Below are 12384 nucleotides of genomic sequence, written 5' to 3' on the forward strand. Positions count from 1 at the left end.
TTGACGCCGTCGGACTTCCCGCTGGCGGGCCTGAGCCAGGCGCAACTCGACGCACTGCCAGTGGCGGTGGCCGAGGTCGAAGACATCTACCCACTGTCGCCGATGCAGCAGGGCATGCTGTTCCACAGCCTGTCCGACGAAGGCGACGACCTGTACGTCAACCAGCTCAGCCTGCCGGTCGAGGGGCTCGAGCAAGAGCGCTTCCGCGCCGCCTGGCAGCATGTGATCGGCCGTCACGAGATCCTGCGTACCTCCTTCCACTGGGAAGGCGGCCAGAGCGCGCCGTTGCAGGTGGTGCACCGTCACGTCGACGTGGCTATGACCATGCTCGACTGGCGGGCACGATCCTTTACCGCCGCCGACCTCGAGACGGTCGCCCGCGCGCAGCGTGGCTTCGACCTCGGCCAGGTGCCGCTGCAACGCCTGTTGCTGGTGCGCACGGGCGACGCCGAGCACCAGCTGGTGTGGACCAGCCACCATATCCTCATGGACGGCTGGAGCAGTTCGCAGTTGTTCGGCGAGGTGCTGCAGCACTACGCCAGCGGTGAAGTGACCGGCGACAGCGGCCGCTACCGTGACTTCATCGCCTGGTTGCAGGAGCAGGATCAGGGGCGCCTGCAGGACTACTGGCAGGGCCGTCTGCGCCTGCTCGATGCGCCGACCCAACTGAGCCAGTCGATTCACCCGCGGCACACTGCAGACCTGCCGGGGCACGAGGCGCTGTACACCCGTTGGGACGCCCAACGCACCGCCGCCTTGCAGCAGCACTGCCGGGCCCAGGGCATTACCGCCAACACCCTGATCCAGGGTGCCTGGCTGTTGCTGTTGCAGCGTTACACCGGACAGCGCAGCGTGGCCTTCGGCGCTACAGTGGCCGGTCGTCCCGAGAGCCTGGCCAACGCTCAGCACATGCTTGGCCTGTTCATCAACACCTTGCCGGTGATCCAGACCCTCGAGCCGACACAGCGCCTGGATCAGTGGCTGCAGCAACTGCAGGCCGACAACCTGGACCTGCGCGAGCACGCCCATGCGCCGCTGGCCGACATCCAGCGTTGGTCGGGGCAGGGTGGCCAGGCCCTGTTCGACAGCATCATCGTGTTCGAGAACTACCCCATCGACCAGCGCCTGGAACAGGCCCAGGGCGGCCTGCGCTTCGGCGCCTCGAGCAGCCACGACGTCACCAACTTCCCCATGGACCTGGCGGTAACCCTCGGCGAGACCCTGGCCATCGAGTACCTGTTCCTGCGCAGCCACTTCACGCCCGAGGCCGTGCAGGGCATTCGCGCACTGATGGAGACCTTGCTGCAGTCGATGATCGACAGCCCTGTCGAATACATCGGCAACCTGCAACGGCTCAGCCCGGCGCAGTATCAGGCGCTCGACGCCTGGGGCGCGGTGCCGGCGCAGGCCGGCGAGCGGGTGATGCTGGCGCAACTGATCGCTCGCCAGGCGGCCGCGCGGCCCGAGGCCATCGCCGTCGAGTGTGCCGGCCAGAGCCTCAGCTACGCGGCGCTGGAGGCCCGTTCCGACGTGCTGGCGCGGCAACTGCTCGCCCGTGGTGCCGGCCCGGAGGTACTGGTGGGCGTAGCCCTGGAACGCTCGGTGGATATGCTGGTGGCCCTGTTGGCGGTGTTCAAGAGCGGTGCGGCTTATGTGCCGCTGGACCTGGACTACCCGGCCGAGCGCCTGGCCTTCATGATCCAGGACTCCGGCATGCGCCAACTGATCGGTCGTGCCGACCTGGGGCAGCGCCTGGCCCTGCCCGAGGGCCTGGAACCGCTCGACCCGGCGACCCTGGCGTGCGAAGCCGGTACGCCGGCCAGCGTGTTCCCGGTGCCGGGCGAGCACAGCCTGGCCTACTTGATCTACACCTCTGGCTCGACCGGTGTGCCCAAGGGCGTGGCGGTCAGCCATGGACCTTTGAGCGTGCATTGCCAGGCCATCGCCGAGCTCTACGAGATGGAGGCCGGCACCCGAGAGCTGCACTTCATGTCGTTCGCCTTCGACGGCGCCCACGAGCGCTGGCTAACCACGCTGGCGGTGGGCGGTACGCTGATCCTGCGCGACAACGAACTGTGGACGCCCCAGCAGACCTGCGAGGCGCTGAGTCGGGGCCGGGTCGACATCGCCTGCTTCCCGCCCGCCTACCTGAAGCAGGTGGCCGAATATGTGCAGCGCAGCGGTGTCGAGCCGCCCCCGGTGCGTATCTATTGCCTGGGCGGCGACGCGGTGCCGGAGCAGACCTTGGCCGAGGTGCGCGAGGTGCTGCGGCCACGCTACATCACCAATGGCTATGGTCCGACTGAAACGGTAGTCACGCCGATGCTCTGGAAGGCCTCGGCCGAAGAGCCCTGCGGCGCGGCCTACGCACCCATCGGCCGGGTCGTGGGGCAGCGCTCGCTACGGGTGCTGGACGATGACCTCAACCCATTGCCGGTCGGTTTCGCCGGGCAGCTGTTCATCGGTGGCCATGGCGTGGCTCGCGGCTATCACCAGCGACCATCGATCACTGCCGAGCGGTTCGTGCCGGACCCATTCGGTGAGCCTGGTGCGCGTTTCTACCGTTCCGGGGACCTGGTGCGCCTGCGTCAAAGCGGGATACTGGACTACGTCGGGCGTCTGGATCACCAGGTGAAGGTGCGGGGCTTCCGCATCGAGCTGGGCGAGATCGAAGCCAGCCTGCGCCAGCAACCGGGTGTCGGCGATGCCGTGGTGATCGCTCGCGACGGCGTCTCCGGCAAGCAGTTGATCGGCTACGTTGCGGCCACCGCCGAGGTTCGCGGCGATCAGCTCAAGGCCGCCCTGGCCGAGACGCTGCCGGCCTACATGGTGCCGTTGCAGGTGATCTGCCTGGAGCGCCTGCCGGTCTCGCCCAATGGCAAGCTCGACCGCAAGGCCCTGCCGGAGCCCACCTTCGACCTGGCCAGCCATGTGCCCCCGCGCTGCGAGGAGGAACAATGGATGGCGCAGATCTGGGCCGAGGTGCTGCAGGTCGAGCAGGTGGGGATCGCCGATAACTTCTTCGAGCTGGGTGGCGATTCGATCCTCAGCCTGCAGGTTATTTCGCGGGTGCGCAACCATGCGCAACTGAAACTGGAGCTCAAGCTGCGCGACCTGATGCGTTGCCAGACCATCGCCAACCTGTTCGACCAGCAGGGCGTGTCGCGGGTCAGCGGCGAGCAGCAGGCCGTGGTGGTGGAGGGCGCCTTCCCGCTGATCCCGATCCAGGAGTGGTTCTTCACCGCGCAGACCCATGCGCCGGAACACTTCAACCAGGCGTTGATCCTGCGTGCCAACCAGCCACTGGATGCGCGGGCGCTGGAGCGCACACTGACCTGCATGCTCGGCCAGCACGATGCCTTGCGCCTGCGTTTCACCCACGAGCAGGGGCGCTGGATCCAGCGTTACCAGCCGTTGCAGGAGTGCCTGCAGCGTCTGGGCGACGACCCGCTGCTGTGGGTGCGCGAGGTGGCCGACGAAGAGGCGCTGGAGGACCTGGCCAATGAGCTGCAACGCAGCCTGGACCTGGCCCAGGGGCCACTGATGCGCGGCTTGCTGGCGACCCTGGGCAATGGCCAGGTACGCCTGCTGCTGGTGATCCACCACCTGGTGATCGACGGTGTGTCCTGGCGTGTGCTGCTGCAGGACTTGCAGGAGGCCTACCAGGCTTTCCTCGCCGAACGGGAGCCGCAGCTGCCGCTGCGCACCAGCAGCTTCGGTGAATGGGCCGCTGGCCTGGCCGGCCATGCGGTGACCCTGCGCGAGCGTGAGCTCGAGTACTGGGTGGCGCAGCTCGACCGGCAGGACGGGCCGCTGCGCTGTGACAACCCACGTGGCGGCAATCTCATGTGCCACCGCGAAGAGGCCGCGTTCAGCCTGGATGCGCAACGGACCGCACAGTTGCTCAAGGAGGCGCCCGCGGCCTACCAGACGCAGATCAACGACCTGCTGCTGACTGCGCTGAGCCGGGCCCTGTGCCAATGGGACGACAGTGCGTCGGCGCTGGTGCTGCTGGAAGGCCATGGCCGCGAGGATCTGTTCGAGCAACTGGACCTGAGCCGTACCCTGGGCTGGTTCACCAGCATGTATCCGGTACGCCTGAGCCCGGTGTCCGAGCCCGGGGCGTCGATCGTGGCGATTCGCGAGCAGTTGGCCCAGGTGCCGGACAAGGGCATCGGCTACGGCGTGCTGCGCCACATGGACGAACCGTGGGTGCGCGCGCGCCTGGCCGACCTGCCGCAGGCGCAGGTCACCTTCAACTACCTGGGGCAGCTCGACCAGAGCTTCGATGCCGAGCAGGCGCTGTTCCTGCCCGCGCCGGAGAGCGTAGGCGACAGCTTCTCGCAGCAGGCGAGCCTGGCCAACTGGCTCGAAGTGGTAGGCCAGGTGTTCGACGGCAAGCTGTCGTTCCGCTGCATCTACAGCAACCGACGCTTCCGCCAGGGCACCATCACGGCCTTCATGGAACAGTTCCAGGCCGAGTTGGTGCTGTTGATCGAGCACTGCCTGCAGGTCCAGGCCAACTGAATTTTCCTTCTTCTGACAGGCCGGATGCGGGTGCGTCCGGCCCAGGAACCGAGCCATGCCACTTAATCCTGAAATTGCCGAATTCCTCGACCTGGTCGACGCCAGCCCAGGCGATGGCCAGTCCATGGCCTTTCACCGCTCGACCCCCGCTCAGGCGCGCGACGCCTTCGAGCAGGCCTCCGTGCGCATGCGTTGGGAAGCGCCACAGGTGCACAGCGAGGACCTGCATTGCCAGGCTCGCGATGGCGCCACCCTGACGCTGCGTCTTTACCGGCCCTGCGCGCCTGCCGAGCAACCACTGCCGGTGCTGCTGTACCTGCACGGCGGTGGATTCGTGGTGGGCAGCATCGCCTCGCACGATGGTGTCTGTCGCGAGTTCTGCGCGCGCACCCCCTGCGCGGTGCTGACCGTCGATTACCGGCGCGCCCCGGAGCAACGCTTTCCGGTGGCGCTGGACGACTGCGCCGATGCCTTGGCGTGGCTGGCACACAACGCGCGCGAGTGGGGGCTGGATGCCAGCCGGGTGGCCGTGGGCGGCGACAGTGTCGGCGCGACCCTGGCCAGCGTGCTGGCGATCGACGCCGCCCACCTGGGTGGGCCTGTCCAGCCGCGGCTGCAATTGCTTTGCTATCCAGTGGCCGATGCCTCGAAGAGCAGGGAGTCGCGTACGCTGTTCGCCGAGGGCTACCTGCTGGAAAGCGCCACCCTGGAGTGGTTCTACGATCACTATGCGCGCCAGGCCGAGGACCGCTCGAACTGGCGTTTCTCGCCGCTGCTGGCCACCGGCTTGCAGGGCGTGGCGCCGGCATACATCGGCCTGGCAGGCTTCGATCCACTGCTAGATGAAGGGCAGGCCTATGCGCGTCACCTGCGCGAGCAGGGGGTGACGGTCAGCAGCGAAGTGTTCGAGGGGTTGGTGCACGACTTCCTGCGCATGCGCCTGGTCACGGCCGAGATCGACACGGTGTATGCGAGGTTGGCGCAGGTGCTGCGTGATGCCTTGAACTGATGTTTTGCACTGGATATCGAGGGCCGCTATGCGGCCCTTTTGCGTTGCCCCGCGGGCAAGCCCGCTCGTGCAGATGAGCACATGGCTTGAGAGTGACGGGGGGCTGTGGGGGCGGGCTTGCCCGCGAATAGGGGGGCGTTGCTGCGTGGGGTGTGGCGCCAGGCCCACGACCCAGGGCCTGGCGCCCTGGGTCGTGGTTGCGGTCAGAACTTGTACTGCACGCTGGTCATGAAGTTGCGGGGCGCGCCGTACACGCCCCAGCTGTCGACGTAGGAGAAGTACTTGCGGTCGAAGACGTTGTTGAGGTTGAGCGATGCGCTCAGGTTCTGGGTGATGTCGTAGCGCGCCATGAGGTTGGTCACGGCATAGCTGCCCTGGGTGAAGGTGTGCAGGTCCTGGCCGGTCTTGCTCTGCCAGTTCACGCCACCGCCGATGGTCAGCTTGTTGTCCAGAATGCCGGGCAGGCGATAGGTGGTGAAGGTCTTGGCGCTGTGACGGGGGTTGTTGGTGACGATGCGGTTGTCGTCGGAGTCGGTGCTGACGCTGTAGGCGTAGCCGGCGAACGCCTGCCAGCCCTCGGCCAGCTCGCCGTTGAGCTCCAGCTCCACGCCCTCGGTGGTGGTGCCCTGCTCGGCGCGGTAGATGTCCGGCGCACGCACATAGACGGGCAGGTTGTCCTGTTCGATGCGGAACAGCGCCAGGCTGGCGTTGAGTTTTTCGTCGTTGAAGCTGCCTTTCACGCCCAGCTCGTAACCGGTGCCTTCCTGTGGGTCGAGGGCCTTGAACTTCTCATCGTGCACGCCATAGGGCTGCGGGTTGAAGATCTTGGTGTAGCTGCCGTAGACCGACCAGGTGTCGTTGAGGTCGTAGACCACGCCGGCATAGGGCAGGAATACGCCGTGGCGGTTTTCGTCGCTCTTGTTGTCGAGCGTCGGATCGTTCCAGTTCTGGTAGTCGCTGGTGCGTCGCCAGTCGGTGACGCGACCGCCGAGAATCACAGCCAGGTCGTCGGTCACGTGGAAGCGACCGGTCATGTAGGCGGCGTACTGGTTTTCCTGGATGTAGGTCTTGCCGACGGTGGTGGTGTCCGGGCGCGGGCCCTGGCCTTTCCAGTCCCAGACATTGTCGATGGTGCCGTCATAGCCGGTCCAGGGACCGAACCAGCCACCGTGATCCGGGGTGTTTTCGGTGTAGCGGGACAGGGTGACGCCGGTGATCAGCTCATGCTCCTGACCGAACAGGGTGAACGGGCCGGTCAGGTAGGCGTCGAGGTTGTTCTGGCGAGGCTTGCCCGACCAGCGGTTGGGGTACATGTAGGCGCCGGAGCCGTCCACCGAACTGATCTCGCCGTTCATGTAGTTGATCAGCTCGTCGAAGTCCATGACGCTGTGGCTGAGCTCGACCTTGCCGCTCCAGCCGTTGTCGAACTGATGCTCGAGGGAGGTGAAGACATTGGTCTGTTTGCGGTCGTTGTACGACCAGGTCGGCGAACTGTTCTTCGAGCGGCTGAAGTCGGTCTTGCTGCCGTCGGCGTAGCGGACCTGGAAGCCGGTGCGCAGCGGGTCGTTGACCTGGGTCTTGAGGTAACTGAAACCGACGGTCAGCATGGTTGCTTCGCTGAGGTCGAACTCGGAGATGCCGTAGATCAGCTGCGTATCCTGCTCGAGGCGGTCGACGAAAGAGTTCTGGGTCTTGTAGTCGACCACCAGACGCCCGCGGACGTTGCCGCTGTCGGTCAGTGGGCCGGAGACGTCGAATCCGGTGCCGTAACGGTCCCAGCTGCCAGCTTCGGCGGTCACGCTGCCCTGGAAGGTCGCGGTCGGGCGCTTGCGGATCATGTTGATGGTCGCCGACGGGGTGCCGGTGCCGCTGATCAGGCCGGTGGCGCCACGCACGATCTCGACACGGTCGTACATCGCCGTGCTCTGGGTGGTGTTGTCCAGGCGAGGGGAGGTGGGAACACCGTCGATCTCGAAGTTGTTGATCTGGAAGCCGCGCGACCAGTAGGTGTCGTTCTCGGCGCCGATGCCGGTGCGGAGCACGGTGATGCCTGGGGTGGCCTCGAGCACCTCGGTCAGGTTGGTCAGCTTCTGGTCGTCCAGGCGCTGGCGGGTGACCACGGTGACCGATTGCGGGGTTTCCTTCTGGGTCAGGTTCAGGCGCGTCGAACTACTGGACATGTAGGTGGTGTACAGGCCGGAGCCTTCGGTGATCGAGCCCGGCGCCATGCCCGAAATCGAGGTCGGGCTTAGCTCCAGTGCGGCCTCGCCGGCACTGGGTGGCGGCATCAGCAGGATGGTGTGGCCGTCCACGCGGTAGGACAGGCCGCTGCCCTGGAGCATGCGCTGCAGCACCTCGTCGGTCGACAGCGAGCCGGATACCGGGCTGGACTTCAAACCTTGCACCAACTCTGGGCTGTAGAGGATCTGCATCTGAGTCTGCTGGCCCAGTTGCTGCAAGGCGGTGGACAGCGGCTGGGCGGCGATGTTGACGGAGACCTGCTCGGCGTGCGCTGCGCTGCTCCCCAGCAGCATCAGGGCGAGCAGGGCGCCCGGCAGTACCGTACGGTTCGACTGCGATGGACGTACGGCGCGTGCCAGAGGGGTCGGGGACAGATTCGGGCGGTGCATGGGTGAAAGGGACTCCTGAAGGAAGTGGGCAGTTTTTCTTTTGGAATAATCAGTAACTGATAATTAGACGCATCACGGATTGAAAACCGGAAAAACAGAATCAACAATCTGTCCTTTGCGATTTATCTGATGAAAACCCCGAGCGGTAATGCTATGGCGTCGACTGTTCCAGCTTCCTTGCGGGCGGATCGCGGCGCCGTGCCCCGGACAGGCCGGGCCGTGCGCCGCGCTCGTGGAGTGGTCAGGCCGGGACGTGCTGGGTGACCACGCGACCGGCTTCCATGCGTACCAACTGGTCGGCGATATCGAAGTAGCGATCATCGTGGGAGATCACGATGATGGTCTTGCCCAGGCGCTTGAGGTCGGGCAGCAGCTCGGTGTAGAAGATCCGGCGGAAGGTCGGGTCCTGGTCGGCTGCCCACTCGTCGAACACCAGCACCGGGCGATGCTCCAGCCAGGCATTGATCAGCGCCAGGCGCTTGCGTTGCCCGGTGGACAGGTCGGTGGTGGTGAACTTGCCGTCCTGGATGCTCACCTTGTGTGAGATTTCCAGGCGTTCCAGGTACTGGTTGGCATCTTCGGGAATGCTCTGTTCACCCTGGATCACATCGTCGAACAGGTAGTAGTCGGCGAAGATCGTGGTGAACAGCTGGCGATACTGGTCCCTGTCGCTGGCATCGATGATCTTGTCATCCAGTGCGATATGCCCCTGTTGTGGTGCGTAGAGTCCCAGCAACAGCTTGATCAGCGTGGTCTTGCCACAGCCGTTCTCGCCGACGATGAAGACGATTTCGCCCTGTTCGATCCGCAGGTTGACCGGCCCCAGTTGGAAGGGCGCGGCATCGCCCACCGCTGGGAAGGCGTAGCTCACCTCGACCAGTTCCAGGCTGCGCACCGTGGCCTTGGCAGCCGGTGCGTCGGTCAGCAGCAGGTGCGGCTCGGGGGAGGAGAACTGCCGGGAAAGATCGGCGATGCGCTGGAAGGCGATGCCGGCACGGCCGACGATGGGCAGCGTGCCGATCAGGTGTTCCAGCGGGCCTTTCATGTACAGCAGCACCAGGACGAAGCCACTGATGACCGCTTTGTCCTGTCCAGGGCCGGCACCGTGCATCAGCAGTGCGACGCCGATGACCACGAAGAACAGCATGGAGCCGAAGGTCTTGGCGATCACGAAGGTGTTGATCGCGCGGATCTGGGTCTTGCAGATGAAATCCGCGGTGGCCTGGATGCCATGCACGAACATGCGGTGGCGACGTGGGCGGTGGATGCGCAGTTCCTTCGCGCCACCGGCGACGGCGTTGTACTGGCGTTGCAGGTCGTCCTCGGCGTCGCGGGCGGCCATGAAGCCACGCACGCCTACCGATTGCGCCAGGTACTGGGCGCTCGTGCCCACGGCGATGGCCGCCAGCATCAGCAGGAACATCGGCCATGACAGCATGGCCAGGTAGCCCAGGCAGCCCAAGGTCACCGTCAGCGAGATCGCCAGGGGCGCGAAGGCGAAGGCGAAGTCGCTGATGGTGTCGACATCATGGGTCAGTACCGGAATCAGACGGTGGCTGCGAAAGCGCTCGATCTGCTCGATCGGCGCGGCGAGCACCTTCTCCCCCAGTGTTTTACGCAGGCGGGCGATGATGTGCTGGCCGACATAGTTGGTACCGATATCCGACAGGATCGTGCTCACCAGTGCCAGCAGGCACAACCCGGCAAAGCCCAGGATCAGGCTGTGCCCCAGGTCGCCCTCGGCGTGCAGCGCGCCGTTGATGGTGGCCAACAGCGTGGTCACGCTCAGGCCCCCGATCATGCCGAGGAAGATGGACAGGGTGACGATCGGCCAGAATGGCCTGAGCAGGGCCAGCAATTCACGCAGGGCCCCGCGGTTGGAAGTGCTCATCGGCTGGTTCCCGTCCTCAGGCGCAGGTCTGGCGCAGGCTGGCCGGCGCGTTGCTGGCCTGCTTGCCCAGGTGCTGGTAGAGCGACTGGCCGATCTCCGCCGCGCGTGCCGGCAATACCGACAGCAGCGTGTCGCTCAGGCCGTGGGAGGCTTCGCAGAACCCTTGCAGGTAGACGTTGGCGCCGAACTCAGGGTTGGCCAGCGCGCGGTAGTCGCGGTCCACCTCGAAGTCCTTCAGGTGCTGCTGCAGTGGCGCCAGCAATTCGCGGTGCGAGCGGCGTTCGTAGCCGGTGGCGAGGATCACCGCGTCGTAGCGGTGGGTCTGGCGCACATCGGTGGCCAGGTCGCGCAAGGTCAGCTCGATGCCTGCGGCAGTTTCCACCACATCTTCGATGGTGCGGCGGCACAGTACGGCGTGGCGGTGCTGATGGGCGACCTTCTGGCGGTAAAGGATGCCGTAGATGCGCTCGAGCAGGTCGACGTCGACTACCGAGTAGTTGGTGTTGTGGTATTCGCTGACCAGCTTCTCGCGCTCGGCGTGGGGCTGGTTGAACACCAGGTCGGTGTACTCGGGGGCGAAGATCTCGTTGACGAACGGGCTGTCGTCGGCCGGTTTGAGGGCCGAGGCGCGCAGGATCATGTCGACCTTGACCGTTGGATAGCTGTCATTGAGATCGATGAAGGCCTCGGCGGCGCTCTGCCCGGAGCCGACCACGGCGATGCGCATCGGCTTGCCTTCGTTGCAAGGCAGCTGCTGCAGTGCGCTCAGGTACTGGGAGTGGTGGAATACCCGCGGGTCGTTCTTGAAGGCGCGGAAGGCGTCGGGGATCTTCGGCGTGCCGCCGCTGCCGATCACCACCGAGCGGGCACGGCGCTGGGTTTCACGGCCCTGCGGGTCGCGGGAGACGATGCGCAGGTGGTCGACCTTGCCCTCGCGTAGCTCAGGTTCGATGCGCAGCACTTCCTCGCCGTACACCGCCTGGGTGGCGAAGTGCTCGGCGGCCCAGCGCAGGTAGTCGTTGTACTCCAGGCGGCAGGGGTAGAAGGTGCCCAGGTTGATGAAGTCGGCCAGGCGCTGCTTCTGGTGCAGGTAGTTCACGAAGCTGTAGAGGCTGGTAGGGTTGCGCAGCGAAACCAGGTCCTTGAGGAAGGAGATCTGTAGCTCACTCTGGGTGGCCAGGGTGTTGCCGTGCCAGCGGTAGTCGGTCTGCTTGTCGATGAACAGGGCGTCGAGGGCGTGGCCGTTGGTCTCGGCGAGCTCTTCCAGGGCGATGGCCAGGGCCAGGTTGGAAGGGCCGAAGCCGACGCCGATGAGGTCGTGGATTTTTTCGGGGGAAGAGGTCTGGCTCATGGTTGCGGTTCCTTGGATGGTCGAGTGGGGCGCCGCTGAAGGGCGCCCCGTGTCCTGCGCAAGTACACCGATAGGAACGAGCCTGCTGGCGGAGAATTTACCGCCGCCGGGCGCTTTACAGCTCGCGGACCACGCGGAATCCGATCCAGTCGCCACGGTCGTCGCGCACTGTGGTGTTGCGGTTGCCCGAGCGCGAGAAGATCGGCGCCTCGCCCCAGTCGTTGCCGCGGATCGAGATCTGCCGGCAGTCGGCTTCCTTCCTGGCGCTGCCGTCGGCCGGCGCGCCGACATAGCTGTCGTGGTAACAGTCGGCGACCCACTCGTAGACGTTGCCGTGCATGTCGTACACGCCGAAGGCATTGGCCGGGAAACTGCCCACCGGTGAGCTGTAGCTGAAGCCGTCCTTGGGGCCGTAGACGTTGGCGTTCTTGCTGATCTCGAGATTGGCGTCCGGCTCGAACGGGAACATGCCGGTGCTGCCGCCGCGTGCGGCGTATTCGCGCTGGGCTTCGCTGACCATGGCGTAGTGCTTGCCGGTCTTCTTCGACAGCCAGGCCACATAGTGCTCGATGTCTTCGTAGCTCATGCACACCGCCGGCTGGCGAGGGCCTTGCTGGTAGCTGGGCTTGCTGTTGGTGCAGCGCCGTCCGGGACGATCGTCGCCGTCGGCGATGACGATGCCGGTGGCCTTCTGGTAGTCGGCCCATTCACCGGCGGTGATCTGGAAACGGCTGATGGCGAACGGTTTGGCGAACGTCACCGGATGCTGCGGACCTTCGTCGTCCTGGCGGCCCATCTCGTCGGGCGGGGTGCCCATGGTGAAGGTGCCGGCGGGCAGCACGACCATTTCCGGGCAGGTCTTGTCGCAGTCGCGGAACACCGTGCCGGGCTTGTCCGACGGCTGCGCGGCCAGGGCCGGCAGGCTGCAGGCGGCCAGCACGGCGGCCAGGGTGAGGCGGTGCAGAGGTGCGCTCAT

6 protein-coding genes are annotated in these 12384 nt (G+C 65.7%); 2 read left to right on the plus strand and 4 right to left on the minus strand.

From position 1 onward, the window contains the following. Both N5D53_RS09710 and N5D53_RS09715 read left to right on the plus strand, forming a co-directional pair. Positions 1-4527: non-ribosomal peptide synthetase (locus N5D53_RS09710; RefSeq protein ID WP_279840223.1), on the plus strand; the 4527-nt coding region annotated here is incomplete at its 5' end. A gap of 55 nt (positions 4528-4582) precedes the next feature. Continuing rightward, positions 4583-5536: an alpha/beta hydrolase gene (locus N5D53_RS09715; RefSeq protein ID WP_104961108.1), complete on the plus strand. Its 954-nt coding sequence runs from the start codon at positions 4583-4585 to the stop codon at positions 5534-5536. Positions 5537-5739: 203 nt separating this feature from the next. Here the strand turns inward: N5D53_RS09715 and N5D53_RS09720 are convergent, their stop codons facing one another. The 4 genes from N5D53_RS09720 to N5D53_RS09735 all read right to left on the minus strand — a co-directional run bounded on the left by N5D53_RS09720 (position 5740) and on the right by N5D53_RS09735 (position 12384). Next, positions 5740-8166 (minus strand): TonB-dependent siderophore receptor, encoded by a 2427-nt coding sequence (locus tag N5D53_RS09720; protein ID WP_104961109.1) that lies wholly within the window; start codon positions 8164-8166, stop codon positions 5740-5742. A 241-nt stretch (positions 8167-8407) separates the two neighbouring features. Continuing rightward, positions 8408-10057, minus strand: coding sequence for a cyclic peptide export ABC transporter (locus tag N5D53_RS09725; RefSeq protein WP_104961110.1), 1650 nt, complete (start codon positions 10055-10057; stop codon positions 8408-8410). A 16-nt stretch (positions 10058-10073) separates the two neighbouring features. Then, on the minus strand, positions 10074-11408 hold the full coding sequence (locus tag N5D53_RS09730; RefSeq protein WP_279840224.1) for a SidA/IucD/PvdA family monooxygenase: 1335 nt from the start codon (positions 11406-11408) through the stop codon (positions 10074-10076). Positions 11409-11523: 115 nt separating this feature from the next. Continuing rightward, the gene (locus N5D53_RS09735) at positions 11524-12384 is read right to left on the minus strand and encodes a formylglycine-generating enzyme family protein (RefSeq protein ID WP_051101450.1); all 861 of its coding nucleotides are present in this window, start codon (positions 12382-12384) and stop codon (positions 11524-11526) included.

The organism is Pseudomonas sp. GD03862 (genome assembly GCF_029840855.1).
Lineage (GTDB): Bacteria > Pseudomonadota > Gammaproteobacteria > Pseudomonadales > Pseudomonadaceae > Aquipseudomonas > Aquipseudomonas alloputida.